This is a genomic window from Amycolatopsis ponsaeliensis (assembly GCF_030182635.1).
Taxonomy (GTDB): Bacteria; Actinomycetota; Actinomycetes; order Mycobacteriales; family Pseudonocardiaceae; genus Amycolatopsis; species Amycolatopsis ponsaeliensis.
This window is the reverse complement of sequence record NZ_JAPZLD010000049.1, coordinates 43,504-69,822: the sequence shown is the minus strand read 5'-3', so window position 1 is coordinate 69,822 and position 26,319 is coordinate 43,504. Positions and strand designations below refer to the sequence as shown.

Below are 26,319 nucleotides of genomic sequence, written 5' to 3'. Positions count from 1 at the left end.
GACGCCCGCGCGGGCCGGTCAATGCGAGCCCCTCGGAGGAAGCAACCGCCTCAGGCGTCGGGGAGGCCGTACAGGGTGGGCGTGTCGCCGCCGTGCATCGCGGAAAGGCTGGTGCGGCAGGCCTGGCGGACCTCGCGATTGGCCGCGGAGCCGGCCTGGCCGCAACGCGGGCAGTACAGGTGCACCGCCCCCGGCGGCGTCTCGTCGACGGCGACGTCGACCGGGCACTCGCAGCGGCGGCACCACCGGTGCCCGGTGACGACGAGGACGTGCAGCGGGCTGCCCACGCATTGGTGCGCCCAGCAGCGGTGGACGTAGCAGGTGCTGCGGGTGTGCGGGTTGAGGCCGTGCTCTTCCGCGGTGTCCTCGGCGGCCAGGATGGCGGCCAGCCGCCGGTCGTCGAGGTCGGCGTAGCGGTCACGCGAGCCCAAGGTGGCCGGTCGCGGCTCCGGGACGTCCGCGGGGGAGTCGACGACCCGGAGGAGGGGACGCGACCGGCCGTGCACCATGGGTTGTCCGACCTCCTGCGGTCATCGGGGGCCGGACCAGCTTGCGCCGGGGCGCGCGTCACCACACCCGTACAAGTACCTGACTCCATACCTGTCCGATCTCACGTGCGGCGCCCGCGGGACTACTGTCCGGCGCCGCGCGCCACCGCCTGGCGCTCGCGCCGAGCGGGCACGGCGGCAAGCCCGCAGCCGGCATCCGATATCGGCGCAGGCGGATCCACCTGCGCCACGGCGCGTCTGCGGTTGTCTTGAATGAGTCATTCAGGGCGTGGGACGTCCTGAATGACTCATTCAAGACGTTGGGCCGGGCGCCGGTCAGCGCAAGGTCAGCGGGGTCTCCGCCTCGACGCGGGTCAGCTTCTCCGGGTTGCGCACGTAGTACAGGCCGGTGATGCGGCCGCCCTCGACGCGGACCGCCATGACGCCGTCCAGCTCGCCGTCCAGGCGCAACACGAGGCCCGGGTTGCCGTTGACGACCGTCGGGGCGCTGGTCAGCTTCGCTTCGGTCCGGCCGATGCCTCCGGTCATGAAGCGGACCACCTTGTCCGCGCTCACGATCGGGCGCAGGGCCGCCTGCTTCACTCCGCCGCCGTCGCTGACCAGGACGACGTCCGGGGCGAGGACGTCGAGCAGGCCCTGCAGATCCCGGGTTTCCATCGCACGCTGGAACGATTCCAGGACGGCCCGGGTCTCGCGGGCGGAAACCGTCTCGCGCGGGCGGCGGGCGTCGACGTGCTTGCGGGCGCGGTGCGCGATCTGCCGCACCGCCGCGGGGGTCTTGCCGACGGCGGCGGCGATCTCGTCGTAGCCGAAGTCGAACACCTCGCGCAGCACGAAGACGGCGCGCTCGGTCGGTGACAGCGTCTCGAGGACCAGCATGAGCGCCATCGACACGCTCTCGGCCAGCTCGACGTTCTCGGCGACGTCGGGCGCGGTGAGCAGCGGCTCGGGCAGCCAGGGCCCGACGTAGGCCTCCCGGCGGCGCTTCACCGTGCGCAGCCGGTTGAGCGACAGCCGCGTCGTGATGCGGACCAGGTAGGCGCGCTGGTCGCGCACCTGCCCGAGGTCGATGTCGGCCCACCGCAGCCACGTCTCCTGCAGGACGTCCTCCGCGTCGGCCGCCGAGCCGAGCATCTCGTAGGCGACGGTGAAGAGCAGGTTGCGGTGGGCGACGAAGGCTTCGGTGGCGTTCACGCACGCCCCCAGGCGATGAAAACCGCGATGGCGAGGTAGGTCAGGTTCAGCGCGACGAACTTCGCCTCGCCGTGGCGCAGGTGGGTGATCATGGCGCCGATCATGAGCAGGACCCAGCAGACGGCGGTGACCGGGACCAGGACGGGCGCGATGCCCAGGGCGGCGGGCAGGATCAGGCCGGCCGCGGCCAGCAGTTCGAGGACGCCGAGCGTCTTGACGAAGCCGTCGCCGCGTTCACCGGTCCATTCCCCGCCGGAGGTGGCGGCGAGCTTCGCCCGGGGCACGAACGTCTTGCTCACGCCCCCGGTCAGGGCGACGACGGCGAGCAGGCCCGCGGCGATCCAGAGTGCGATGTTCATGAGGTCTCCCTTGGTCGGCCTCAAGACACCGGGTACCCGGCCGCTGTGACAGGGCATGACGCGGGTCACACCGCGGTGCGCGCCGGGAGCGGTTCCAGCAGCCGGCGCGGCGTGTTGATCGCGGCCGAGACCGGGTCGGGGGCGCCGGGCCGGGGATCGAAGCCCGGACCCGGCTCGATGCGGATCTCCGGGACCGGGACCAGCGCCCCGCACTCCGTGCAGCGGCCGTCCGGGTCGAGGCGGCCGCCGTCCTCGTCGTGGCGGGTCGTGCGCTTCTCCCCGCCCGGCGAGTAGTACTCGTCGCCCCAGCTCATCAGCGCACGCACGATCGGCCACAGCGCGATGCCCTTCTCCGTCAGCCGGTACTCGACGACGCCACCGCTCTCCGCACGGACCAGGACGTCCTCCTGCACCAGGGACTTCAGCCGGCTGGTCAGGACCGCGCGCGGGATCCCGAGCTGGGCGGCGAAGTCGCCGAAGCGCCGGACGCCGAAGAACGCGTCGCGGACGATCATCAGCGTCCACCGCTCCCCGACGATCTCCAGGGAGCGCGCCAGCGAGCAGTTGCTGTCCGCGTAGGTGCTGGGGAGAGCCATGCCCACCAGCGTACACCGGCCAGTTCGTTCATTGAACTGACTCATGCTACGGTGACGTAGTTCAATGAATGAACTGCCATCAGGAGGGTCCCGTGTACCAGTTCCTCGTCTCCTTCACGGTCCGGCCGGACCGGCGCGACGACTTTGTCAGCCTGGCCGCGAAGACCGCGCGCGACTCCCTCGCGAACGAACCCGGCTCCCGCCGGTTCGAGGTCATCGCGGACGAAGCGAACCCGGATGTCTTCTACCTCAACGAGGTCTACGCCGACCTCGCCGCGTTCGAAGCGCACGCCGGCGGCCCGTACTTCGGGGCGTTCTTCACCGAAGCCGGTACCTACGCCGAAGGCCCGACGTGGCTGATGCGCGGCACCCTCGTCGGCGAGACGGCCTGAGATGACGCTCTTCCTCGTCACCGGCGCGGCCGGGAAGACCGGCGGCGCGACCACCGAGCTCCTGCTGGCCCGCGGCCACCGCGTCCGGGCGATGGTGCGCCGGGAGGACGAACGCTCGCACGCGCTCGCCGCGGCCGGCGCCGAAGTCGTCCAGGCGGACTTCCTCGACCTCGACGGCGTCACGACCGCGTTGCGCGGGGTCAGCGGCGCCTACTTCTGCTACCCGATCCGCGAAGGCCTGCTCGAAGCGACCGTCAACTTCGCCCAGGCGGCAACGGAAAACGGCGTCCGCTCGATCGTGGACATGTCGCAGATCTCCGCCCGCCGCGAGGCACGCAGCAACGCGGCCCGGCAGCACTGGCTCGCCGAACGCGTCCTGGAGCGCACCGGCCTGCTCACCACGCACCTGAGGCCGACGTTCTTCGCGGAGTGGCTGACGACGTGGTGGGAACTGCGCGACGGCGAAGGCCTCCTGCGTCTCCCCTTCGGCGAAGGACGGCACGCGCCGATCGCCTCGGCCGACCAGGCGCACGTGATCGCCGCGGTCCTGACCGACCCGGAACCGCACGACGGCGCCGCCTACACCCTGCACGGCCCGGTCGAGCTGAACCACCACGAGATCGCCGGGATCATGGCCGCCACGCTCGGCATCCCGGTGCGCTACGAGCCGATCAGCGTCGAGGAGTTCAGTGCGGCCATGACCGCGCGCGGGCTGCCCGCACACCTCGTCCAGCACCTCGGCAACGTCGCGGTCGACTACCGCAACGGCGTGTTCGCCGGCACGAACGACGTCGTCGAGCGGGTCGGCGGGCGGACACCGCAGTCGGTCGAGCAGTTCGTGCTGGCCCAGAAGGACACCTTCACCACCAGCGGCCCCCACTTCGTTCCCTGAGGAGAACCCCATGTCGTCCGTACTCATCACCGGCGCGTCCAAGGGCATCGGCCGCGCGATCGCGCTCGAGCTGTCCCGCCGAGGCCACCGCGTGATCGCCACCGCGCGCAATCCGGAAGCACTCGCCGACCTCCCAATCGACCGGCGGCTGCGCCTCGACGTCACCGACCAGGACAGCGTCGAGGCCGCGATCCGGGACGCCGGCGAGGTGGACGTCCTGATCAGCAACGCCGGCGAAACCGTGCGCGCACCACTGGAAACCGTCCCGCTCGAGGAGGTCGAACGGCTCTTCCGGCTCAACACGGTGGGCGCGCTGCGAGTCGCCCAGGCGGTACTCCCGGCGATGCGCGAACGCGGCTCGGGCCACCTCGTCTTCGTCTCGAGCATCCAGGGCCGGCTGGTGCTGCCGATCATCGGCCCGTACGCGGCCAGCAAGTGGGCGCTGGAAGCGCTCGCCGAGACGCTCGCCATCGAGACGGGCCACTTCGGCGTCCGGGTGAGCATCGTGCAGCCCGGCGCGGTTTCGTCGGGCGGCGGCGAACGCGCTCGCGTCTTCTTCGCGGAAGACGACCCGTACAGCCCGCTGTACGAACAGCTTTCCGCGCTTCGCGGCGAAGTGGTGACGCCCGAAGAAGTGGCCGTCACCGTGGCGACGACGATCGAGCAGCCCTCGCCGCCGCTGCGGGTGCCGGTCGGGGCGCCGGCCGAGAAAGCCTTGCGGGCGCGCAAGGAAGCGCCGGAGGACGCGCCCTTCCTGTTCGCGAAGATCGACTGGTAGGCCGGACCTACTTGAACGAGCAACTAAACGGGAGTACTACTGGCTGAAGGATCATCAAAGATCCGTTCGCTCTCCAGGGGAGAATTCATGCAGTTGGGGTTCAGCCTTCCGGTCTTCGGCAAGGCCGCCGCCACGCCGGGCGGGATCGCCCGGTACGCACGCGAAGCCGAGCAAGCCGGGGCGGCCAGTCTCTGGGTCGGTGACCGGCTGCTGTCGCCGGTCGCTCCCGTCATCTCCTACCCGGGTTCCGACACCATGCCCGAGGAGTTCCACACCGCGCAGGACCCGTTCACCGCGCTGGCCGTCGCCGCCGCCGTGACCGAGACGGCGATCCTCGGCTCCAGCACCATCAACGCCACCCAGTACCAGCCCGCGAACTTCGCGCGGCTGCTCACCAGCATCGACGTCGCCAGCAACGGGCGGCTGCTGCCCGGCCTGGGCATCGGCTGGTCGCCCGACGAGTACACCGCCGTCGGGATTCCGATGAGCGAGCGCGGCAAGCGGCTCGACGACCTGCTCGACCTGCTCGAAACCTGGTGGACCAAGGACGTCGTGTCCCACGAGGGCGTCGGCTATGCCATCGCCGAGTCGCACGTCGACCTCAAGCCGGTGCGCAAGCCGCCGGTGCACCTGGCCGGGTTCGGCGAGAAGTCGCTGCGCCGCGTCGCCGAGCGGGCCGACGGCTGGCTGCCCGTCTGGTCGGTTCCCGAGCAGTTCCCCGCGGACGTGCTCACCTCCACCCTGGCCAAGATCCGGGCCGACGCCGAACAGGCCGGGCGGGACCCGAAGGCCATCGGCGCCGCCCTGCGCGTGAACGCCGCGCCGGGCGCCGAACCGGAGCTCATCGCCGAGTCGGTGACGAAGATCGTCGCGGCCCTCGAGCCGGACCACACGTTCGTCGACATCTCCTACCTGACGAGCAGCGTGGACGAGCACCTCGACCTCACCGGCAAGCTGCTGGACCTGGTCGCCAAGGGCTGATCCATCACGCAGCGCACTGTCCGGGCGGACCCGGCCCGGACAGTGCGATACTGCGGGGTGTGCGCACCCAAGGGAATGACGACAACGTGATCCGCCTGGTGATCGTCGACGACGAGCCGATGGTGCTCGCGCACCTGCGTACGGTGCTGACCTCCGCCGACGACATCGACATCGTCGGGCAGGCGCAGGACGGCGCCGAGGCCGTCGAGGCCGCGGGGCGCTTCCGGCCCGACGTCATGCTGATGGACCTGCGGATGCCCGGGGTCGACGGGCTGACCGCGATCGAGCGCATCGTCAAGCTCCCGAACCCGCCGTCGGTCGTGGCGCTCACGACCTTCGACACCGACAGCTACGTCCTCAAGGCATTGCGCGCGGGCGCGTCGGGCTTCCTGCTGAAGTCGACGCCGCCGGAGGACCTGATCGGGCTGGTCCGGGTCGCCGCCGACGGCCACACGGTGCTGTCCAAGGAAGCGGCACGCCGGATGGTCACCGCCTCGGCCGGCGAGCACGAGCGCTCGCAGGAGGCGCGGGAGCGCACTTCCGACCTCACCGACCGGGAACTCGACATGCTGGTCTGCCTCGGCGAAGGTATGTCGAACGCCGCCATCGCGGCGAAGCTGCACCTGTCCGAGGCGACGGTGAAGAGCTACGTCTCGCGGATGCTCACCAAGCTGGGCTGCGCCAACCGCACCCAGGCGGGCCTGCTGGCCCACGAAGCGGGCCTCGCGGGCTAAGGGCTACGCGCTGCTCCGCGGCCGGAACGCCGGGATCGCGGCGGCCCGAACGTCTTGAATGAGTCATTCAAGACGCTGGAAGACCTGAATGACTCATTCAAGACATCTCCGCACCGAGCGCACCGTCGGCCGAGCGGGCCTCGCGGGCTAGGCGGGCCTCGCGGGCTAAGGGCTACGCGCTGCTGCGCGCCCCGAAGCCCCACGCCCCGAACACTTCGGCGAGCTCCGCCCGGCCCGAAATGCCCAGTTTCCGGTAGCAGTTCGTCAAGTGTTTCTCGACCGCCCGCCGGGTCACGTTGATCTCGGCCGCGATCTCGCCGTTCGTCAGCCCGTCGAGCGCGAACCCGACCACCCGGCCCTCCGCCTCGCTCAACGCCGCCGACGGTCCCGCCGCCGTGCCCGGCCCGGTCGTCTCCTCGGCCGTGCGGCCGGTGAGCCACGGCGCGCCGCAGCCCTCGGCGAGGCGGTAGGCCTCGCGGAACCGGTCCTCCGCCTCCGCCTTGCCACCGTCGCGCAGCAGCGCGCCCTCCGCCAGCAGCGCGCGGACCAGTTCCAGCCGGTCCCCCGACGCCCGGGATGCCTCGATCGACTCCGCCAGCAAGGCATCGCTGTCCTCGGCACCCGAGGACAGCGACGCCTTGATCCGCAGCGCGCGGCCGAGCGGTCCCGGCGCGCCCCAGCACCGCGCCCACCGGATCTCGTCGTCGATCAGCTCGCCGGCCGAGCCGGGGTCGCCCAGCCGGCGCTGGAGCCAGGAGCTCCACGTCCGCCACGGGAACAGCGCCGGGTTCCGCCAGCCGGCCCGGTGCAGGGCCGCGCCGCAGTCGAGGAACTTCGCCAGCGCGCCCCGCGGGTCCTCGACCGCCGTCACGGTCCCGCGCAGCATCAGCAGGGCCGCCCGGATGTGCAGGCCGGTCCGCGCCAGGGCGTGCTCGTCGTAGTGCTCGACCAGCGTCGTGGCGAGCCGTTCGTCGCGGGTGACCACGGCGATCGCCACGAGCGCCATCACCAGCGATTCGGGCGCTTCGCCCAGGTTGCCGTCGATCAGCTCGTACGCCTCCCAGGCCGTGGACCGGGCGCGGGTGAGCTGCCCGGTCTGGGCCAGCACCGCCCCGCGCGCGGCGATCAGCGACGCCGGCCGGGCCGGGCGGCCGCGCACCGGTTCGCCCACCGCGCTCTCCAGCCAGGACGCCGTCGGGCCGAGCGCGCCCGCGGTGAGTGCGGAGATGACCAGCAGCGGCGCGGTGCCCGCGAACTCCTCGGACGACGCGGGGGCGCAGCGCAGCAGCCGGTCGGTCAGCTCCGCCACGGTCGCCGCGGGCATCCCGGCGCTCAGCGTGGCCGCGTGCAGCAGCACCGCCAGCAGCTCGCGTTCGGCGAGGGTGGCGATCGGCGGCTCCGGGCCCAGCTCGCGCAGGCGGTCGACCGCGGCGGCGAGCAGCGCCGGGTCGTCGCAGCGGGTGAGCCGGATCCGCGCCTCCAGGCGGAGCCCGGCCTGGCCCCCGGTGTCCTCCGGGGTGACGCGGCCGGTGAGGACGGCGGCCTCCGGCCGGAGGAACGCCGAGAGCGGCAGCAGGGTGACCGCTTCGGCCCGTTCGCGCGGGGTGGGCAGCAGCCCGATCGCCTGCGTGAGGTGCCGGATCGCGGCGGAGACGTCGAAGACGGCTTCGGTGAGCGCCAGGTCCACCAGCCGCCAGCCGCGTTCCGGGCCGTCGGGCGGCAGGTCGAGCAGGGCGCGGCGCAGGTACCGCGCCGCCGTCTCGGGTTCCCCACGGCGGGTCGCCGCGTCGGCGGCCGTGCGCAGCTCCTCCGGCATCCACGGCGACGGCGACGGCGCGGGCACCTCGAGCAGCTGGGCCGCGACCGTCTCGGCGGCGAACCCGGCCTCGTGGAACACGGTCGCTGCGCGCACCCGCAGCCGCAGGTCCTCCTGCGCGGTCATCGACGCCTCGATCGCCGTCCGCAGCACGGGGGCGGCGAACCGGGGCGGGCACGCCGGGGCGAGGACCCCCAGCCGGCCCAGCGCCAGCACGGCCTCCGCGACGGCGACCGAGTCGGCGCCGGTGAGGTGTTCGACCAGCCACGGCTCAGCGTGCTCGCCGAGCACCGCGATCGCCCGGGCGCAGTCGCCCACCTGCGGGGGCAGCACGGCGAGCTGGGCGGCCAGCCGTTCCTTGAGCACCGACGGCCCGCTCCGGTGGGCGTGGTCGCCGCGCATGACTTCGCTGAGGTACAAGGGATTTCCGGCGCTCGCCGCGTGACAGGCGGCGACCACGCGCGGGTCGCCGGCGCGGACGTCGGACGTCGCGCGCAGCACCGCCGCGACGCCGTCTTCGGACAGGTTCGCCGGCCGGATCCGGATCTTCGCCAGCTCCCACAGTTCGCGGATCGCGGGCCGGTCGGCGCCCGGGTCGCCTTCGCGGACCGCGACGATCAGCGCGCAGGGCAGGTCGTGGATCCGCCGCGCGAAGTGCCGCAGCCAGGTCAGCGACTGCCGGTCGGCGACGTGCAGGTCGTCGACCAGCACGGCGAGCGGGCGCTCGGCGCTGATCGCGGCGAGCAGGCCGAGCAGGCCGTGCGTGGTCAGGACGTCGTTGTGGTCGCCCGGTTCCCACCCGGGCCAGCCCGGGGCACCGGGGAACAGCCACCGCGCCGCCCCCGCCGCCCCGGCGAACCACCGGTCGGCGGCGCCCGCGTCCGCCTCGGCGACCAGCGGTTCGAGCACCTGGCAGGCGATCCCGAAGTCGAAGTCCTGTTCGGTCCGGCTCGCCGCCGCGGTGAGCACCCGCGGCCCGCCGGGATCCGCCTCGGCCGCCCGCAGGACTTCCTTGAGCAGCGCCGTTTTCCCCACGCCGAGCTGCCCGGTGACCACCGTGACCGAGCCCTCGCCCGCCCCGGCCGCGGCGATCGCGCCCCGCAGCCGGCGCAGTTCGGTCTCGCGTTCCGGCAGCGCCACGGTCAGCCCTCCTTGCCGGTGGCGGCGAGTGCCTCGACTAGCTGCCGCCTGCCGTCGGCCAGGTGGAGTTCGACCGGCCACGCCCAGCCGCCCTCGACTTCCCGCAGCATCACGACCAACCCTCCACACCGGTGGCCGCAAGAGCCTCCGCGAGCTGCCGCCTGCCGTCGATACCCAGCTTGCGATAGACGTTCGTCAAGTGAAGCTCGACCGTCCGCCGGGTCACCGCCAGCTCTACCGCGATCCCGGCGTTGGACGTGCCCGCGGCGGCCAGCTTCGCCACCCGGCGCTGGGCTTCGGAAAGCCCGTGCGGCCGCGGCCGTTCTTCCTCCGCCACCGGACGGCCGGTCAGCTCGTGCAGCCGCTCGAGGACGCGCCGCCAGCGGTACCGGGCCGCCAGGGTGGCCGCTTCCGCGAGGTGGTCGGCGACCTGCTCGCCACCGGCCGCCGCCAGCTCCACCAGGGCCGTCGCGTGGCGCAGGTGGCTGCCGCTGCCCTGCAGCAGTGCGACCGCCTGCCCGAGGTGCCCGATACTGCCGGCGTCCCCGGGGCCGAGGGTGAGCGCGGTGGCCAGGTGCGCGCCGCCGACGGCGGCCCGGGTGCCCCACGCCGTCGCGGCGGCGAGCTCCTCGCCGAGCAGCTGCCGGGCGGCTTCCCGCTCGCCCCCGGCCACCAGGCACTTCGCCGCGGTCGAGCGCCACGGCAGGAGCTCCGGGTTTTCCCAGCCCCGCGCGGAAAGCCGGCGGCCGCACTCGCGCAACGGGGCGAGCGCCTGGCCCGGCCGGTCCTCGCCGAGCAGCACCGCTCCCGTGGCGTACAACAGGAACGCGCTGCCGAGCCCGGGTCCCGGCTCGACGGCGTCGCGCTCGAGCACCCGCCGGGCGAGGTCGACGCGGCCGGCCTGCAGGTGCACCCTCGCCTCGGTCGCGACCACCCGGGCGCGCTGCGTCGAGTGCCAGTGCCGGGGCGGCACCAGTTCGTGCGCGTCGGCCAAGTCGGCCGCTGCCTCGTCGAGGGTGCCCGCCACGAGGTGCCGTTCGGCCCGCTCGACCAGCGCGCGGGCGACCAGCGCCCGGGAGCACTGGCGGCGTGCCTGCGCGAGCACGTCTTCGCCGTGGGGCTCCGCTTCGGCGAGGTCCCCGGTGAGGACCAGCGCGCGGACCGCCGCGGAGCGCACGGTCAGCGAGCTCACCTCGTCCATCGGCTGCGCCAGCGCCGCACGCGCGAGCCCGCGCACCCGGGCCGGGCGCAGGCCGCGCCGGGCGAGCAATACCGCGGCCACGGCCGCCTGCGCCGGGTCCGAAGGTCGTTCCGGCAGCGGTGGTATGCCGTAGCCGCCGACGGCCGGCCGGTCCTGCGGGTCGCCGTCGGCCAGCCAGTACAGGCCGAGCAGCGTGTCGCGTTCCGCCGCCGAGACGTCCGGCCGGCGGAACGCGGCGATCAGGGTGCGCGCGCCCAGCCCGCCCCGCGCGTTGAGCAGGTCCGCGGCCAGCAGCCGGTGCCCGCCGGGACCCGCACCATCCACTTCGGACAGCACCTGGGCCAGGTGGCGGTCACCCGCGTCCTGGTCGAGCAGCAGTTCCGCGGCGCCGAGGTCGAGGAGCACGGCCGCGCGCCGCGCCGGTTCGAGGGGTTCCTGCAGGGCGCGCTTGAGCGACGCCACCGCCTGCCCGTCGCGCCCGCCCGCCTGGCCCAGCCGGGCGGCCGCGCGCAGCACCTCCACCACCCAGGGCTCGCCGATCACGCGGGTGCGCCGCAGGATGGCCGCGACGGCGGCGTTCGCGACGCCGTGTTCGTGGCCCAGTTTCGCCGCGCGGGTGAAGAAAGCGTCGCGGTCGCCCTCGGTCATCCGGGCCAGCACCCGCTGGGCGGTGTCCGGCCCGGCCGGCCCGCCGGCCGCCGTGACCAGGCCGATCGCCCGCAGCCGCGCGAGGTCCGCGGCCAGCCGCTCCGGCGGGCACCCGGCGAGCTCGGCCAGCAGCGCCGGGCCGAAGCCGTCCTGGCACACGGAAACGGCGCGCAGCACGGCGGTGAGCTCGGCGGGAAGGATGTCGACCAGACGCAGCAGGCGTTCCCCGGCAATCCTGGTGAAAAGCCCCGCCTGCTCGCGCGCGAACCCGGGCTCCATGCGCAGCCGGTTCAGGCCTTCGGTCAGCACGGCCGGGTTCCCGCCGCTGCCGCGCACGGCGTGCTCGACAACCTGTTCGTCGGCCGCCGCGCCCAGCCGCTCGCGCACCAGGCCGGCCACCGCGGCGTCGCCGAGCGGGCGCAGCCGGATGCCGTGCGCGGCGCCCGCGGGCCGCCAGGTGTCCAGCCCGCCGGCCTGGCTGACCACCAGCAGCACCGGAATCTCTTGCGGCAGCCCGGAAAGCGTGTGTAGCCAAGCCCGGGACGCGGCGTCGGCCCAGTGCACGTCGTCGACGACGAGCACGAGCGGCCAGCCGCCGACCGCGGCGGACAAGTCCCGGCACAGACGGCCGAGGACGCGGGTGCCCGGCACTCGGGCGCCGCTCTCCCCGACCGCCGCCGGGGGCAGTGCCGCGCCGAGCGCGGTGAAGATCTGGTGCAGCACCGTGAACGGCTGGGTCCCGTCGGACGGGCAGCACGGCACGTGGGCGACGCGCAGCCGGGCGTGCCGGGCGGTCGCGGCGACAGAGGCCAGCAGGGCACTGCGGCCGGAGCCGGGCGCGCCGGTGACCGTGACGACCGCCGGGCCGTCGTCGGGCAGGCCGTGGACCAGCCCGGTCAGCAGCGCGGACTCCTCGTCCCGCTCGGCCAGCCGCGGGCCGGGCACGCCGCGCTGGTGCGGCAGCCCCGCCGCGTCCGGCGCGGTGGCCTCGACCGGCACCCGGCGTTCGTCGCTACCCGGCGAGCCCATGGGTCCTCTTCGGTGCCCCGGCGTCGGCGGCCCCCGCGCTCGCCCGCAGCGCCGCGGCCAGTTCGGCCCGGCTGTCCACGGCGAGCTTCCGGTAGACGTTGGTCAGGTGCAGCTCGACGGTCCGCGGCGAGACGAACAGGGCGCCCGCGACGTCGCGGTTGCTCGCCCCGCCGGCGACCAGCCCGGCCACCTCGCGTTCGCGCTCGGTCAGCACGTCGGCACGCGGTTTCCGCAGCCGGCCGCCCGACTCCTCGAGCAGCTCACGGGCGAGCGCGCCGATGGAGCACCACCCCGAACAGGCGGACAGCATCGCGGCCTGGCGCAGGTGCTGGCGCGCGGCCTTGCGGTCGCCGGCACACGTCAAAGCCTTGCCCAGCAGGTACTCCACCCGCGCGTACTCGATCCGGCATGGCGAAGCCGCCAGTACCCGGACCGCCTCCGCCAGCAGCTCCGCCGCCCGTGTCCCCGACGCGACCGCGCCACGAGCGGCCAGCACCAGGCCCCGGGCGGTCGCGGTCGGCCAGCTCCCGGCGAGCTCCTGCCCACGCTCGGCGTACGCGGCCGCTTCCTGGTGCCGGCCTTGCCGGGCTAGCAGCAGCGTCGCGGCGTACCACCACGGCGCGAACACCGGGTTGCCCACGCCGGCGTCGTCCTGCCGACGGCCGGATTCGAGCAGCAGTTCCAGCGCACCGTCCACATCGGAGCGCAGGACCCGGGCCCTGGCCAGGCCGAGCAGCCAGAAGTGGCGCTCCGCCGGCGCGGCGTCCAGTTCGTCCGGACGTGCCGCGCGCAGCAGCGCTTCGGCGGCAGCCGCTTCGCCGTCGTCGCAGAGGGCGGTCGCCAGCGCGATGCGGACTTCGAGTCCCGGGCGACGTCCGGCGTTCGCCAGCGCCGCGACGCGGATGTCGGCGAGCGCACCTTCGCGGTCGCCGCTCTCCCGCAGCGCGCCGTAGCGGGCGGCCAGCGCCCGGCCGAGCCCGGCCCGGTCGCCGCGCACCGCGGCTTCGGCCACCGCCCGGTCGAGGGCGCGCAAGGCGTTCGGCGCGTCGTCGACCAGCCGCAGGGTCCGCGCGGCGGCGAGCAGGTCGGCGCTCGAGGCGGCCGCCACCGGCAGCCGGACCACGGCGCGGGCGCAGGCCGCGGCGACCTCGCTGCCGCGCCCGGCGAGCGCGAGGGCGGCGGCCCGGTCCACGAGGTCCCGGGCGCCGGGGTGGCGGGCCGCGGCCGCGCGGGGGGCGGTCGCGGCCCGTTCCCGCAGCAGGCCGCGCGCGGCCTCCCGGGTCGTGGCCGCGGCGGCGAGCGCCGCCACGGGCACCGCGGGCGAGTCCGTGCCGAGCCGCGCGGCCAGCCGGTCGACCATGCCGCCGAGCGGGGCCTGCCGCCGGCCGGCGGCGTCCGCGGCGGTGGCCGCGAGCGCGAACAGCACGGCGACCGCGCAGTGGTCACGCGGGTCGCGGACGTGGCCGGCGGCCGTGCGCAGCTCCGTCATCGCCGCTTCCGGGTCGAGCTCGAGCCGGGCGGCGGCCAGGGCCAGCCGGACGTCGAGGCGGCCCGGCTCGGCGGCGGCCGCGCGGGAGAGGTGGGCGACCGCGGTCGCCGGGTCGCCCCGGTGCTCCGCGGCGGCCGCGGCTTCGAGCGCGAGGTCGATCATCCAGCGCTCGTCGAGCCGCGGCAGCGCGCCCAGGTGCGGGGCGACCTCCGCGGCGGGCCGCGCGTCGTCGTTGAGCACCCGGGCCGCCCGCAAATGCAGGTGAGCGAGTTCTTCGGCGGGTGTTTCCGCGAGCAGGCGGGATCGGACCGACCGGTCGAGCACGCTTCCGGCGAACAGATTCGCGCGTCGAATTCCGTCGATGGCGATCCGCACCGGCCGCGCGGGCAGCCCGCACAATGCGGCCACCCTCGTCACGTTCTGTTCGTCAAGCACGGCGACGGCGGTGGCCACCGTCCGTGCCTGCGCGGACAGCCCGGCCAGCGCGTCGACCGGCCGTGCCGCGGCGACTTCCCAGCGGTGGCACCGGTCCTGCGCACCGATCTGCCCCAGTGCCCAGCTGCCGGGGCCGGGCTCGTCGGGACGGCGGCAGAGGACCAGCAGAAACCGCTCTCCGCGACCGCACCGCAGCAGGAAGTCGAAGAACCGCACCGACGATTCGTCGCACCTTTGAGCGTCTTCGACGACGATCACGACATTCTTTTTCCGCAATGGCCCGGAAAGCAGCAATGACCGCAGAGTGCGGAATTTACGGTGGAGCGCGGAACCGTCTTCCGCGGGCAGTTCCAGGGTGCGCGCAATGGCGCCACCCGGATCAGCGTGCCCGGCGAACAGTTCGGTGAGCGCGTGGAACTCGGGAGCCTCGGCGAGAGCGTCACCGGAAATGCGAATAATATTCGCGGACCGGCCCGTTTCCGACCGCTCGAAGCTCGCCAGCAGAGCACGGACGCCGCCGTCGGGCGCCCCGTCCACCAGCGCGGCCTGCGCGGACTCCGTCCACGCGAGCACCGCACACCGGGACAATGCGCCCGAATACCCGGCGAAGACCGGATTCGGAGTGGGATCCGACATGCCGCCATCGACCTTTCCTGCAAGCCCGGCAATACCGAGCCCTTTTCCCGCAGCCCCCAGAGCCGCCGAAGGACCTGACCGTCCGAAACGCTATTGACACCGCCGCCGGGATGAAAACCACCGTCGGTGCCCGATCTGTGCCACTTCCTCCACTAACAGGTGACCGTACCAGGCGCGACGCATGCTGTCAGCGAGCGCCACCACCCGGCCGGGTGACATACTTGTAGCATTACCGAGCGTCGAAAACTGGACATTTAACCAAGACTTGAGGTCCCCCTTGTTGCCCGTGGGCCGACGGGGTGAAGGGGAACCAACGAAAGTTGTCGGTCCGTCCACCGGAGGGCAACTTTCGTCGCTAGTCCGGTCCGGGAACCGCCGGTCCACCTCCGGGACGCATCCCCGGGAGCTAACGTGGGGCCCGTGTCGGACGTCACTCCAGGTACTCGAACCACGCTGCGTGAGCACCTTGGCACCCGCGTAGGGCCCAAGCACGAACTGGCGACCCTGCTCAGCCTGGCGGTGATCTTCGGCGCGCTCGACGTGGTGATCAGCATCAACAGCCATCCCACCACCGGGTGGGCGGGCCCGCGCGCCGACCTGGTCCTCCAGCTGGTGGTCGACGTCTCGGTGCTCGGGCTGCGGCGCTTCCCGAAGACGGTCGCCGGCATCGCGCTGGCGGTGACCTTCGCGACGGTGCTGGCCGACGCGCTCGCCCCCGGCCTGCTCTCGCCGGAGGACCCGGCCAGCCCGCTGATCCTGCCGCGCGTCACGTCGGTCATCGTGATCTTCCTGGTCCGGCTGGAGAGCCCGCGCGTCGCGTACGCCTTCGTCGGCGCCTTCGCGGTCATCGGCAGCGAACCGTGGGCGCCCAGCTGGACCATCACCCCGGTCGGGCTGCTCAGCACGATCGGCCCGGCGGCGGTCGTGCTGTACCTCGACGCGCGCAAGCAGCTGCTGCAGGAGCTGCGCGACCGCGCCGAGCGGGCGGAACGCGAGACGCACCTGCTGGCCGAGCAGGCCCGGTTCGAGGAACGCCGCCGCCTCGCCGCGGAGATGCACGACGTCCTCACCCACGGGCTCAGCCTGATGGTCCTGCACGCCGGGGCGCTCGGCATCAGCTCGAAGGAACCCGACGTCCGCAAGGCCGCCGAGGAGATCCGCGCCCGCGGCGCGATGGCGCTCGACGAGCTGCGCGACCTGGTCGGGGTGCTGAACACGACGTCGGCCGACCTCTCCGAGCGGATGGCGAACCCGAGCCCCCGGACCGGCTCGGCGGGCACGCCGGACCAGGCGCCCGACCCGTCGACGCTGGTCGCCGAGTCGGTCGCGGCCGGGATCCCGGTGGAGCTGGACGTCGAGGGCGAGCGCTCCCAGATGTCCCCGACGATCGCGCGCACGGTCCACCGGATCGTGCAGGAGGCGCTGACCAACGCCCGCAAGCACGCGGCGGGCGCCGAGATCCGCGTCGAACTGCGCTACCGGCCCGACGGCGTCGGCATCCGCGTGGTCAACACCCCGCCGCGGCGGCAACCGGACGAGGTCCTGGCCGGCAGCGGCTCCGGGCTGGGGCTGTCGAGCCTGCGCCACCGGGTCGAGCTGGTCGGCGGCACCCTGCAGGCCGGGCCCACCCCGGACGGCGGGTTCCGGATCGCCGCCGACCTGCCGGCGTACGTGCCGACGACGGAGAACCGCCAGAAGCCCGCGCACCGCTGACCCCCGCGGCTCCCGCAGTGTCTTGAATGAGTCATTCAGGACGCCCGAAGACCTGAATGACTCATTCAGGACGGCTGCCGGGTCGGTGCGCCCCGCCGCCGCGAAGTCCGGCTCGGGCCTGCGCGCCGGACTTCGCCGAGCGGCTCCCGCGCTCGGCCCGGGTTCGGTGCCGCGAATGACTCATTCGGGACCTCCGACGCCGCCGATGAGTCATTCGCGACGTCCGGATCGCGGGCGAGCGGGCGCGGCACCGGCGGGCCTCCACACGGGAGCCCGGGCCAGGACTGGAGATTCTCCTACTACTCCCGCGCTTAAGGTCGGGCCGACCGCGATCCTTCCGACCGAGAACGTGGGGCCCACATGAAAGGCATCATCCTGGCCGGCGGCAGCGGCTCCCGACTGCATCCGGTCACGCTGGGCGTCTCCAAGCAGCTCGTCCCCGTCTACAACAAGCCGATGATCTACTACCCGCTCTCGGTCCTGATGCTCGCCGGCATCACCGAAATCCTGCTCATCTCGACCCCGCACGACCTGCCCGCGTTCAAGCGGCTCCTCGGTGACGGCGGCGAGCTCGGCCTGAAGCTCAGCTACGCCGAGCAGGCCCACCCGAACGGTCTCGCGGAGGCCTTCATCATCGGCGAGGAGCACGTCGGCGACGACACCTCCGCCCTCATCCTCGGCGACAACATCTTCCACGGGCAGGGTTTCTCGGACGTCCTGCGCGCCGCGACCCACGACCTCAAGGGCTGCGTCCTGTTCGGCTACGAGGTTTCCGACCCGCACCGCCACGGCATCGGCGAGTGCGACGCCGACGGCAACCTGATCTCCATCGAGGAGAAGCCGGCCAACCCGAAGTCGAACCGGGCGCTCACCGGCTTGTACTTCTACGACAACGACGTCGTCGAAATCGCCAAGGGGCTCAAGCCGTCCGCGCGCGGCGAGCTGGAGATCACCGACGTCAACAACGTCTACCTCGACCGGGGCCGCGCCAGCTGCATCGACCTCGGCCGCGGCTTCGCCTGGCTCGACACCGGCACGCACAAGTCGCTGCTGGACGCCGGGCAGTACGTGCAGACGATGGAGGCCCGCCAGGGCGTCCAGATCGCCTGCCTCGAAGAGATCGCGCTGCGCATGGGCTTCATCGACGCCGACCAGTGCCACGCGCTGGGCGAGCGGATCGGGAGCTCGGGCTACGGCGAGTACGTCATGGACTTCGCGCGCCGCGCGCGGCAGCTCACCACGGTCTGAACCCCCGGAGGATCCTTCCCATGCGCATGGTGGTCACCGGCGGCGCCGGTTTCATCGGCTCGGCCTACGTCCGCAACGTGCTTTCCGGCCACTACGCCGGGTTCGAGCCGGACGAGCTGGTCGTGCTCGACAAGTTCACCTACGCGGGCAACCGCGCGAACCTGGCACCGGTCGCCGCCGACGACCGCCTGCGCGTCGTCACCGGCGACATCTGCGACCCCGAGGTCGTCGAGCGGGAGCTGGCCGGCACCGACCTGGTCGTGCACTTCGCCGCCGAATCCCATGTGGACCGGTCGATCGCCGGGTCGGCGGAGTTCGTCCGCACCAACGTCCTCGGCACCCAGACCCTGCTGCAGGCCGCGCTGGAACGCGAGGTCGGCAAGTTCGTGCACGTCTCCACCGACGAGGTCTACGGCTCCATCGACGAAGGCTCCTGGCCCGAGGACCACCCGGTCGCCCCCAACTCGCCGTACTCGGCCTCCAAAGCGGCCTCGGACCTGCTGGTCCGCTCCTTCTTCATCACCCACGGCCTCGACGTCTCGATCACCCGCTGCTCCAACAACTACGGGCCGTACCAGTTCCCCGAGAAGGTCATCCCGCTGTTCGTCACCAACCTCGTCGACGGCCTCCAGGTACCGCTCTACGGCGACGGCCTCAACGTCCGCGACTGGCTCCACGTCGACGACCACTGCCGCGGCATCCAGCTCGTCGCCGAGCGGGGACGCGCGGGCGAGGTCTACAACATCGGCGGCGGCACCGAGCTGACCAACCGGGAGCTCACCGAGCGGCTGCTCGAAATCACCGGCCGCGACCACACCGCGATCCGGCCCGTCGAAGACCGCAAGGGCCACGACCGCCGCTACTCGGTGGACATCACGAAGATCTCCACCGAGCTCGGCTACACCCCGCGGGTCGGCATCGACACCGGCCTGCGCGACACCGTCGACTGGTACAAGAACAACCGCGACTGGTGGGAGCCGCTCAAGGGCTGAGTCACTGCGTGCGCAGCTGGGGCCACAACGCGTCCCACGCGGTGTTCCGTCCACTGAAGACGGTCATCAGCTGCGGCACCACGTCCTGGTGCCGGTCGAACGCCCCGGCCACCAGCGGGCTCGCGTCGCCGACGAACAGCACGCTGTCGACGCTCTCGTCCGGGTGCCCGAAGTAGAAGTACCCGCGGTGCGCGCTGTACACGTTCGGCAGCCCGCGTTCCGCGCCGAAGAGCTGGAGGTCGGCGGCGAAGGCGTAGCTGTCGGTCATGATCGCCGTCCGGGCCCGCTGCTCGGGCGGCAGCGACGCGTAGACCTTCACGACGGCGTCGGAAAGCTGGCCCAGCTGACCGTCGGACTGCACGAAGACCTTCGCCGTCAACGGCACCAGCGGCACGTCGGGAATGCGCTCGGCCCAGGACTTCGGGTAGATCGGCAGCGCCACGAGCGCCTGGAGGACGGACACCGCGACGAGCAGCCAGCCGACCGCCTTCGCGGCCGTGGGCCACTTGACGTCCTGCAGGCCCACCGCGCCGGCCGCGAACAGCAGCGCGTACAGGCTGTAGACGTAGTAGGAGCGGCCCGACGTCAGCAGGTAGGCCACGATCAGCAGCAGGAACGCGACGCCGAGGAAGCGGTAGGGCCGCAGGTCGCGGGCGGCGAGCAGGCGCCCGAAGCCGAACAGCGCGAGCGGCACGCCGATCACCAGGCCGGGCCCGGACAGCAGCTCGAGCAGGAACGGGCCGGTGCCGGGGAACTCGGCCGCGACGACCTCGGACATCCGGGCGTACGGCCAGCCGTGCACGGCCTGCCAGACCAGCGTCGGCACGGTGGTCAGCGTCGCGACCAGCGCGCCCGCCCACAGCAGCGGCCGGCGCACGAGGTCACGCGGCCCGAAGACCAGCGACGCGGCGGCGAGCGCCACCCACAGCGCGGGCACCAGGAACTTCGTCTGCAGCGACACGGCCGTGACGAGCCCGGCGGCGAACAGCAGCCGGTCGTCGGCCACGCCTTCGCGCCGCTGCCGCGTCCACCGCACGACCAGCCAGACGATGAGCGACCAGAAGAACGGGTCGATCGAGTAGGTCGCGAGGTAGTGGCAGATCAGCGTGGCGCCGGACATCGCGTACGCCGCCGCGGCGACGGTCTGCGCGACCCGGCGGCCGCCCAGCTCGCGGGCGATCAGCGCGCTCAGCACGATCCCGCCGACGGCGGCCAGCGTGGCGGGCAGCCGCAGGGCGAGCAAGGAGCCGGGGAACAGGTGGTCCAGCCCGGCGGCCAGGAACGGCACCAGCGGTGGCTGGTCGAAGTAACCCCACGCGGGGTGGTCGCGGCCGGCCACCACGAAGTAGGCCTCGTCGAAGGAGAACCCGTAGTTCCGGCTGGCGATGAGGAGCAGGGCTCCGGCGACTCCCGCGATCAGGAGAACCGGAGTCCGCGCGAACGCCGGGCGCGTGCGGCCCGGCCGGCTGTCGGTGGTCTCACTGGTAAGGGTCATACCTCAAGTAGACCCGGATGGACCTTGCGTTCTCGACGGCCGGGAGTCATCGATCCGAGCAACAAAAGTCGCGCGGGCCGCGCGGATCCGCAACCTTCGTAGTCACTCAGAAGTGATGTTTCACTACCGAAAGTGAGGGGTACCGACCTCGGGCAGTTTCCCTAGACTTCGCCGCGAAACCGCGTCCGGCCTGGGCTTTCTCGCGATACTCCAGCCATGACCCAGGGCCGGCACATCGTCTTCTTCAGCTTTCCGGGCGTCGGGCACATCAACCCGATGCTGGGCCCGGTCGCCGCGCTCGCCGAGCGGGGCCACCGGGTCACGTTCGCCGTCGCCGAGCAGTTCACCGGCCTCCTGCGCGACAGCCCGGCCGAGGTGCTGCCGTACCACTCGGACTTCCCCGCGTCGGTCACCAAGGTCGACAGCGCCGACGACGCGGTGACGATGATCATCGACCTCATGCGCGAAGGCTTCGCGGCGCTCGAACCGGCGCTGGAGCGGCTTTCCGGCGACCGGCCCGACCTCATCGTCCACGACACGATCAGCGGGAACGCCGCGCGCGTGCTCGCCCGCGCCTGGGACGTCCCGCTCGTCGAGAGCTGTCCCGTCTTCATCGAGAACGACGACGACGAGATCCCCGGCTCGCCCCAGCCGCCCGAGGACCACCCGGCCGCCACCGACTTCGACCACCAGGACCCGCGCCTGGCCCGGTTCGGCGAGGAGTTCGGCGCGGGCGTCTCGGCGCTGCTCATCCGCCACGGCCTGGACCCGAACCTGGCGATGGAAAGCCTGACGCCGACCGGCGAAGAGCCGCGGCTGGTGTACATCCCCAAGGCTTTCCACTACGGGAGCGAGACGTTCGGCCCGCGGTACCTGTTCGTCGGCCCGACCGCGGACTGCACCGTCCTCGAAGGCCACTGGACCCCGCCGGGCGGCGACCGGCCGGTGGTGCTGATCTCGCTGGGCACGTCGATGAGCAAGGACCTCGGGTTCTTCACCGGCTGCATCGAGGCGTTCCGCGGCACGCCGTGGCACGTGGTGCTGACGCTGGGGCGCGGCGCCGACCTGGCCGCGCTCGGCGAGCTGCCGCCGAACGTCGAGGCGCACAACTGGATGCCGCACCCGTCGGTGCTGAAGCACGCGTCGGCACTGGTGTGCCAGGCGGGAATGGGCAGCGTCCTGGAGGCGCTGCGCTACGAGGTCCCGATCCTCGCGGTGTCCCACAGCGGCGAGACCCTGGCCAACGCCCACCGCGTCGCGGAGCTGGGCCTCGGCCGGCACATCCCGGTCACCGAGGCGAGCGGGCAGGTGATCTTCGACGCGGTGACGGCGATGGCGGCCGACGACTCGCTGCCCACCCGGCTCGCGGTGATGGCCAAGGAGATCGAGCAGGCGGGCGGCGCGCCCGCGGCCGCCGACGCCCTGGCAGCCGTGCTCACGCAGCAGAAGTAAGCAGTCTGCCGCGGCTTGTCGTGAGTGGGAAACAGTGTTCTAACCCTGTTTCTCACTCACGACAGCCGCGGCAGACTCGAGACCTCAGGCGGAGCGGCGGAATCCCCTCGTGGCGACGATCGCACCCGTGAGCCCGATCAGGCCGGCCGCGCCCAGCGCCGCCAGGCCGCCGACGCCCACCGGGTTGCCCAGCGCCAGGTTGCGGGACGCGTCGACCGAGTACGTCAGCGGGTTCACCGTGGCCACCGCGCGCAGCCACGCCGGCAGCGACGACAGGGGGACGTAAGCCGACGAAGCGAACATCAGCGGGAACATCACCATCGACGTGACGCCCTGCATCACCTCGACGTTGGTGATCCAGACGCCGATGGCCATGAACATCCAGCTGAGCGACCAGCCCACCGCGATGCACATGAGCCACGCCAGCAGCACGCCGGTGAAGCCGCCGCCGGGTGAGAACCCGAACAGCGTCGCGGCCAGCACCAGCATGATCGCCAGCTGCAGCGCGTGCCGCACGACGTCGGCGAGGCTGCGCGCCACCAGCACCGACGCCGACGCGATCGGCAGCGTGCGGAACCGGGCCACGACGCCGTTGCGCATGTCGTCGAGCAGCCCGACGCCCGACTGCAGCGCCACCGACAGCGAGCCCATCACCAGCACCGCCGGCATCAGGTAGTCGATGTAGGACACCCCGGCCGGGAACGAGCTGGTGCCGGCCAGGCTCGCGAACACCTGGCTGAACAGGATCAGCACGATGAGCGGCTGCAGCAGGCCCAGCAGCACCAGCGCCCGGGACGCCACGACCGCCCGCAGCGAGCGGCCGGTCAGGATGATGATCTGCATCGGCACGCTGGTGCCGCGCCACGGACCGCCCCCGCCGGGTCCGGCCACAGAGGACCGGTCCGAAGCGGACAGTGTCGTCGGTGCGCTCATGGGTCAAGCCCTCTCGGTGACTGGGTGGGAATCCCGCGGCCCGGAGAGCGCGAGGTACACGTCGTCGAGCCGCGGGTCGACCAGCGCCAGCTCGACCGGGTCGACCTTGACGTCGTCGAGCGCGCGGACCACGCGCGCGAGGTCGGTGGACTTCTCGACCGGCACCGTCAGCGCGAGCCCGGCGAGTTCGTCCACTCCGGACACCCGCGCCTCCATCCCGGCGAGGCGCACTGCGTCCGCGGCACGTTCGGCGTCGGGCTTGTCCGCCAGCGTCAGGGTGACCGTGCGCTTGCCGACCTGCGCCTTGAGCGAGGCCGAGGTGCCCGCGGCGATCACCTTTCCGTGTGCCAGCACGACGATCTTGTCGGCGAGCCGGTCGGCCTCGTCGAGCATCTGCGTGGTGAGCAGCACGGTCGAGCCGTCGCGCACGAGCTGTTCCACGATCTCCCACATGGCGATCCGGGCGGCCGGGTCGAGGCCCGTCGTCGGCTCGTCGAGGAAGATCACGTCGGGGTGGCCGACCAGGCTGGCGGCCAGGTCGAGGCGCCGCCGCATGCCACCGGAGTACGTCTTCGCCTGGCGCCCGGCCGCGTCGCGCAGGCCGAACGCGGTCAGCAGCTCGTCCGCCCGCTCCTTGGCCGCCTTGGTGGAGGCGCCGAGCAGGCGGGCGATCAGGATCAGGTTGCGGAAGCCGGAAAGCTGCTCGTCGACCGAGGCGAACTGGCCGGTGAGCCCGATGCGGCTGCGCAGGGCGACGGCGTCGCGCTGGACGTCCAGCCCGGCGACACTGGCGCGGCCCGAAGTCGGCGTCACCAGGGTGGTCAGCACGTTGACCAAAGTGGTCTTGCCGGCGCCGTTGTGGCCCAGCAGCCCGCACACGGTGCCGCGCGGCACCTGCAAGCTGACGTCGTCCAGCGCGCGGACCTTGCCGAAGGTCTTGGTGATTCCCTCGGCCTCGACGAACAGGGTCACGGCCGCTTCCTTCCGCTGCGCCGAATCGGACATGGCAACAGTTAGCACAGGAGGAATCCCCTTTTCCCTGCTCACCGCGGGACCCGAGGGGTTCGCCTAGACATGGTTGACTGCCCGCCGCGCGCGACTAGCTTTCGAGGCATGACTCCCCCGCCGGGAAGCCACCTCGCCTTCCTCACCTATCCCGCCCACGGGCACCTCAACCCGACGCTGCCCGTGGCGGCCGAACTCGTGCGCCGCGGCCACCGGGTGAGCTACGTCGTGGCGGAGCAGTACGCCGATGCCGTGCGCGCCACCGGTGCCACCGTGCTGCCGTACGAGTCCCACGTGCCGAAGTCGTGGGACACCGTGGCGATCCCGGAGAAGATCACCGGCGACGTCGTCGCGGAGGCGGGCCTCGCGCAAGCGCTGGAAGGCTTCGCGCCGTTGCGGACCGCGCTCGGCGCCTTCGAGGACGACCGGCCGGACGTCTTCGTGTACGACGCTTTCGGTTACGCCACCGGACGTCTGCTGGCGCGCAAGTGGGAAATCCCGGCCATCCTGTCGTGTTCGACGTTCGTGGCGAACGAACGGTTTTCGCCGTACGCCTCGATGGCGGGCAAGGTCCCCGCGCCCGACCCGGACCACCCCGCGCTCGCCAAGGCCGCCTCGGTGGTCGGGGACGTGCTCGCCGAGCACCTGCCCGGCACGTCCGCGGCGGAGCTCGCGGAAGCGCGTGAGGACACCAAACTCGTGTTCCTGCCGAGAGAGTTCCAGCCCGGTGGCGACACCTTCGACGACGGGTTCGCCTTCGTCGGGCCTTGCCTGGGCGACCGCGCGGGCGGCTGGACCCCGCCGGACGACCGGCCGGTGCTGCTGATCGCCATGGGCAGCTTCGGCTATCACCACCAGCGCGAGTTCTTCGCTTCGTGCCTGGAGGCGTTCGCCGGGTCGCCGTGGCACGTCGTCATGACGATCGGGCGCCTGGTCTCGCCGGCCGAACTGGGCCCGGTGCCGCCGAACTTCGAGCTGCACCCGTGGGTGCCGCAGCCGGCCGTGCTGAGCCGGGCGAGCGGGTTCGTCTCGCACGCCGGGATGGGCAGCACCATGGAGTCGCTCGCGCTGGGCGTCCCGCCGGTGGTCGTGCCCCGCACGCTGGAGCAGGAGATCGTCGCCGACCGGCTGGCCGAGCTCGGCCTCGGCGTCCGGGTCGACCCGGACGACGTCGACGCGGCGTCGCTGCTCAAGGCCGTCTCCGGCCTCGCCGAGGACGCCGGCGCGCACGAACGCGTGGCCCGGATGCGCGAGCACATCACCGACGCCGGTGGCGCCGCGGCGGCCGCGGACCGCGTCGAGGCCCGACTGACCGCCTGATCTGGGAGTGAATTCGACGTGGACACCACCGAGCTGACCGCTGCCCCGGAAATCGCCCCGGACGGCGGCGCTTCCCTGCTCACCTGGCTGGAGAAGATGCGGGCGGACACGCCCGTGTGGCGCGACGATGCCGGGGCCTGGCACGTGTTCCGGTCCGCCGACGTCCGCCGGGTCAGCACCGACGCGCAGCTGTTCTCCTCGGACACGACGCGCCTGACCTCGCCCGGCGACCAGGCGCCTCCGGGCACCCTGCTGGTCATCGACCCGCCCGAGCACCGCAAGCTGCGCCGGCTGGTCAGCCAGGCGTTCACCCCCAAGGTGGTCGCCGACCTCGAGCCGCGGATCACCGAGCTGACCCGGGAGCTGCTGGCCGAGGTCAAGCCCGACGCGACGGAGTTCGACCTGGTCGACGTGCTGGCCTACCCGCTGCCGGTGATCGTCATCGCCGAGCTGCTGGGCGTGCCCGCCACGGACCGCGCGCTGTTCCGGGGCTGGGCCGAAGCGCTGATGGCCCTGCAGGTCGACGACCCCAGCACCGGCGAGAAGCTGGCCATCGCGATCGAGGAGATGGAGGCGTACCTCAACGCCCAGATCGCGGACCGGCGCGCGCAGCCGCGTGACGACCTGCTTACCCGGCTCGTGGAGTCCTCGATCGACGGCGAGCGGCTGACCGACGAGGAGGTCGGCAACTTCACCGCGCTGCTGCTGCTCGCCGGGCACGTCACCACCACCATGCTGCTCGGCAACGTGCTGCTCTGCCTGGAGGACGCCCCCGGCGTCTACGAGCGGGTGCGGGCCGAGCCGTCGCTGGTCGAGCCGCTGCTCGAAGAGGTGCTGCGGCTGCGGCCGCCGTTCCCCCGGGTGGTCCGGGTGACCACGGCCGACGTCGAGGTGGCCGGCACGGTGATCCCCGCCGACTCGATCGTCTGGGCGTGGGTGGTGTCCGCGAACTACGACGAGCGCGAGTTCGCCGGCCCCGCGCGGTTCGACCTGACCCGCAAGCCCAACGCACACGCCGCGTTCGGGCACGGCATCCACTTCTGCCTGGGTGCGCCGCTGGCGCGGCTCGAGGGGCGGATCGCGCTGGAGCTGCTGTTCGAGCGCTTCGAGCACCTGCGGATCGCCCCGGGCGCGGACGTGCCGTTCCACGCCGGCGGCGTGTTCGGCGTCCAGCAGCTGCCGGTCACGACGACCGCGGGCTGACCCGCCGGGGAACCGCTCGCGAGCGGAAAGTGAACGCCCGGATACCGCACTACCGAAGGTGCGGTCCGGGGTGCCGTACCTCCGGTGGTGCGGACCCCAGTGTTAGCCCCCAACCCCCCGACCGGCATT

The 26,319-nt window shown here is 72.7% G+C and carries 21 protein-coding genes; 11 read left to right on the top strand and 10 right to left on the bottom strand.

The window, feature by feature from the left end; genetic code table 11:
* Nucleotides 1-50 precede the first annotated feature (50 nt).
* From QQ657_RS45890 to QQ657_RS45875, 4 genes are all read right to left on the bottom strand, one after another.
* A complete protein-coding gene (locus tag QQ657_RS45890) occupies nt 51-509 on the bottom strand; it encodes a hypothetical protein (protein ID WP_284748700.1) in 459 nt (152 codons plus the stop codon).
* 315 nt (nt 510-824) lie between these two features.
* Entirely contained in the window at nt 825-1,703 is an 879-nt protein-coding gene (locus QQ657_RS45885) for an RNA polymerase sigma-70 factor (protein WP_284748699.1), read from the bottom strand.
* Nucleotides 1,700-2,062, bottom strand: coding sequence for a DoxX family protein (locus tag QQ657_RS45880; RefSeq protein WP_284748698.1), 363 nt, complete (start codon nt 2,060-2,062; stop codon nt 1,700-1,702). The genes QQ657_RS45885 and QQ657_RS45880 overlap by 4 nt, the downstream gene beginning before the upstream one ends.
* A 65-nt stretch (nt 2,063-2,127) precedes the next feature.
* Nucleotides 2,128-2,658 carry a winged helix-turn-helix transcriptional regulator gene (locus QQ657_RS45875; protein WP_284748697.1) on the bottom strand — a complete coding sequence of 177 codons (531 nt, stop codon included), beginning with the start codon at nt 2,656-2,658 and terminating at the stop codon, nt 2,128-2,130.
* Nucleotides 2,659-2,750: 92 nt separating this feature from the next.
* Here QQ657_RS45875 and QQ657_RS45870 point away from each other — a divergent pair, with 92 nt between their 5' ends.
* The 5 genes from QQ657_RS45870 (at nt 2,751) to QQ657_RS45850 (ending at nt 6,435) form a co-directional block, all read left to right on the top strand.
* The gene (locus tag QQ657_RS45870) at nt 2,751-3,050 is read left to right on the top strand and encodes a putative quinol monooxygenase (protein WP_284748696.1); all 300 of its coding nucleotides are present in this window, start codon (nt 2,751-2,753) and stop codon (nt 3,048-3,050) included.
* A 1-nt stretch (nt 3,051) separates the two neighbouring features.
* Nucleotides 3,052-3,942, top strand: coding sequence for an NmrA family NAD(P)-binding protein (locus QQ657_RS45865; RefSeq protein ID WP_284748695.1), 891 nt, complete (start codon nt 3,052-3,054; stop codon nt 3,940-3,942).
* 10 nt (nt 3,943-3,952) lie between these two features.
* Nucleotides 3,953-4,720: an SDR family oxidoreductase gene (locus tag QQ657_RS45860; RefSeq protein ID WP_284748694.1), complete on the top strand. Its 768-nt coding sequence runs from the start codon at nt 3,953-3,955 to the stop codon at nt 4,718-4,720.
* An 87-nt stretch (nt 4,721-4,807) separates the two neighbouring features.
* Nucleotides 4,808-5,701, top strand: coding sequence for a TIGR03619 family F420-dependent LLM class oxidoreductase (locus QQ657_RS45855; RefSeq protein ID WP_284748693.1), 894 nt, complete (start codon nt 4,808-4,810; stop codon nt 5,699-5,701).
* An 86-nt stretch (nt 5,702-5,787) separates the two neighbouring features.
* Complete coding sequence (locus QQ657_RS45850) at nt 5,788-6,435, top strand: response regulator (protein ID WP_284748715.1); 648 nt, start codon at nt 5,788-5,790, stop codon at nt 6,433-6,435.
* Between the two features lie 172 nt (nt 6,436-6,607).
* Here the strand turns inward: QQ657_RS45850 and QQ657_RS45845 are convergent, their stop codons facing one another.
* The 3 genes from QQ657_RS45845 to QQ657_RS45835 all read right to left on the bottom strand — a co-directional run bounded on the left by QQ657_RS45845 (nt 6,608) and on the right by QQ657_RS45835 (nt 14,829).
* Nucleotides 6,608-9,391 (bottom strand): AAA family ATPase, encoded by a 2,784-nt coding sequence (locus QQ657_RS45845; protein ID WP_284748692.1) that lies wholly within the window; start codon nt 9,389-9,391, stop codon nt 6,608-6,610.
* Nucleotides 9,392-9,500: 109 nt separating this feature from the next.
* On the bottom strand, nt 9,501-12,269 hold the full coding sequence (locus QQ657_RS45840) for an AAA family ATPase (RefSeq protein WP_284748691.1): 2,769 nt from the start codon (nt 12,267-12,269) through the stop codon (nt 9,501-9,503).
* The gene (locus QQ657_RS45835) at nt 12,253-14,829 is read right to left on the bottom strand and encodes a LuxR C-terminal-related transcriptional regulator (RefSeq protein ID WP_284748690.1); all 2,577 of its coding nucleotides are present in this window, start codon (nt 14,827-14,829) and stop codon (nt 12,253-12,255) included. The genes QQ657_RS45840 and QQ657_RS45835 overlap by 17 nt, the downstream gene beginning before the upstream one ends.
* 420 nt (nt 14,830-15,249) lie before the next feature.
* On the opposite strand from QQ657_RS45835, the gene QQ657_RS45830 reads away from it, so the two are divergent.
* The 3 genes from QQ657_RS45830 to rfbB all read left to right on the top strand — a co-directional run bounded on the left by QQ657_RS45830 (nt 15,250) and on the right by rfbB (nt 18,782).
* The gene (locus QQ657_RS45830; RefSeq protein WP_284748689.1) at nt 15,250-16,542 is read left to right on the top strand and encodes a sensor histidine kinase; all 1,293 of its coding nucleotides are present in this window, start codon (nt 15,250-15,252) and stop codon (nt 16,540-16,542) included.
* 360 nt (nt 16,543-16,902) lie between these two features.
* Entirely contained in the window at nt 16,903-17,790 is an 888-nt protein-coding gene (rfbA, locus tag QQ657_RS45825; protein WP_284748688.1) for a glucose-1-phosphate thymidylyltransferase RfbA, read from the top strand.
* 20 nt (nt 17,791-17,810) lie between these two features.
* Entirely contained in the window at nt 17,811-18,782 is a 972-nt protein-coding gene (rfbB, locus tag QQ657_RS45820) for a dTDP-glucose 4,6-dehydratase (RefSeq protein WP_284748687.1), read from the top strand.
* 1 nt (nt 18,783) lies between these two features.
* On the opposite strand, the gene QQ657_RS45815 is transcribed toward rfbB, so the two are convergent.
* Nucleotides 18,784-20,277: an ArnT family glycosyltransferase gene (locus tag QQ657_RS45815; RefSeq protein WP_284748686.1), complete on the bottom strand. Its 1,494-nt coding sequence runs from the start codon at nt 20,275-20,277 to the stop codon at nt 18,784-18,786.
* A 216-nt stretch (nt 20,278-20,493) separates the two neighbouring features.
* Here QQ657_RS45815 and QQ657_RS45810 point away from each other — a divergent pair, with 216 nt between their 5' ends.
* Nucleotides 20,494-21,729 (top strand): macrolide family glycosyltransferase, encoded by a 1,236-nt coding sequence (locus tag QQ657_RS45810; protein WP_284748685.1) that lies wholly within the window; start codon nt 20,494-20,496, stop codon nt 21,727-21,729.
* A gap of 84 nt (nt 21,730-21,813) precedes the next feature.
* Here QQ657_RS45810 and QQ657_RS45805 read toward each other — a convergent pair whose 3' ends face one another.
* Together QQ657_RS45805 and QQ657_RS45800 are read right to left on the bottom strand one after the other, a co-directional pair.
* Complete coding sequence (locus QQ657_RS45805; RefSeq protein ID WP_284748684.1) at nt 21,814-22,662, bottom strand: ABC transporter permease; 849 nt, start codon at nt 22,660-22,662, stop codon at nt 21,814-21,816.
* Between the two features lie 3 nt (nt 22,663-22,665).
* Nucleotides 22,666-23,634 (bottom strand): ATP-binding cassette domain-containing protein, encoded by a 969-nt coding sequence (locus QQ657_RS45800; RefSeq protein ID WP_284748683.1) that lies wholly within the window; start codon nt 23,632-23,634, stop codon nt 22,666-22,668.
* 141 nt (nt 23,635-23,775) lie between these two features.
* Here QQ657_RS45800 and QQ657_RS45795 point away from each other — a divergent pair, with 141 nt between their 5' ends.
* Both QQ657_RS45795 and QQ657_RS45790 read left to right on the top strand, forming a co-directional pair.
* Nucleotides 23,776-24,987 carry a macrolide family glycosyltransferase gene (locus QQ657_RS45795; RefSeq protein ID WP_284748682.1) on the top strand — a complete coding sequence of 404 codons (1,212 nt, stop codon included), beginning with the start codon at nt 23,776-23,778 and terminating at the stop codon, nt 24,985-24,987.
* Between the two features lie 96 nt (nt 24,988-25,083).
* Nucleotides 25,084-26,190 (top strand): cytochrome P450, encoded by a 1,107-nt coding sequence (locus tag QQ657_RS45790; protein WP_434056847.1) that lies wholly within the window; start codon nt 25,084-25,086, stop codon nt 26,188-26,190.
* Nucleotides 26,191-26,319: the final 129 nt, after the last annotated feature.

What these genes read in the sequence shown, in the direction of transcription:
- QQ657_RS45890 (WP_284748700.1), bottom strand. Translation starts at nt 509, where the DNA reads ATGGTGCACGGCCGGTCGCGTCCCCTCCTCCGGGTCGTCGACTCCCCC.
- QQ657_RS45880 (WP_284748698.1), bottom strand. Translation starts at nt 2,062, where the DNA reads ATGAACATCGCACTCTGGATCGCCGCGGGCCTGCTCGCCGTCGTCGCC.
- QQ657_RS45875 (WP_284748697.1), bottom strand. Translation starts at nt 2,658, where the DNA reads ATGGCTCTCCCCAGCACCTACGCGGACAGCAACTGCTCGCTGGCGCGC.
- QQ657_RS45865 (WP_284748695.1), top strand. Translation starts at nt 3,052, where the DNA reads ATGACGCTCTTCCTCGTCACCGGCGCGGCCGGGAAGACCGGCGGCGCG.
- QQ657_RS45860 (WP_284748694.1), top strand. Translation starts at nt 3,953, where the DNA reads ATGTCGTCCGTACTCATCACCGGCGCGTCCAAGGGCATCGGCCGCGCG.
- QQ657_RS45855 (WP_284748693.1), top strand. Translation starts at nt 4,808, where the DNA reads ATGCAGTTGGGGTTCAGCCTTCCGGTCTTCGGCAAGGCCGCCGCCACG.
- QQ657_RS45840 (WP_284748691.1), bottom strand. Translation starts at nt 12,269, where the DNA reads ATGGGCTCGCCGGGTAGCGACGAACGCCGGGTGCCGGTCGAGGCCACC.
- QQ657_RS45835 (WP_284748690.1), bottom strand. Translation starts at nt 14,829, where the DNA reads ATGTCGGATCCCACTCCGAATCCGGTCTTCGCCGGGTATTCGGGCGCA.
- rfbA (WP_284748688.1), top strand. Translation starts at nt 16,903, where the DNA reads ATGAAAGGCATCATCCTGGCCGGCGGCAGCGGCTCCCGACTGCATCCG.
- rfbB (WP_284748687.1), top strand. Translation starts at nt 17,811, where the DNA reads ATGCGCATGGTGGTCACCGGCGGCGCCGGTTTCATCGGCTCGGCCTAC.
- QQ657_RS45815 (WP_284748686.1), bottom strand. Translation starts at nt 20,277, where the DNA reads ATGACCCTTACCAGTGAGACCACCGACAGCCGGCCGGGCCGCACGCGC.
- QQ657_RS45810 (WP_284748685.1), top strand. Translation starts at nt 20,494, where the DNA reads ATGACCCAGGGCCGGCACATCGTCTTCTTCAGCTTTCCGGGCGTCGGG.
- QQ657_RS45805 (WP_284748684.1), bottom strand. Translation starts at nt 22,662, where the DNA reads ATGAGCGCACCGACGACACTGTCCGCTTCGGACCGGTCCTCTGTGGCC.
- QQ657_RS45795 (WP_284748682.1), top strand. Translation starts at nt 23,776, where the DNA reads ATGACTCCCCCGCCGGGAAGCCACCTCGCCTTCCTCACCTATCCCGCC.
- QQ657_RS45790 (WP_434056847.1), top strand. Translation starts at nt 25,084, where the DNA reads ATGCGGGCGGACACGCCCGTGTGGCGCGACGATGCCGGGGCCTGGCAC.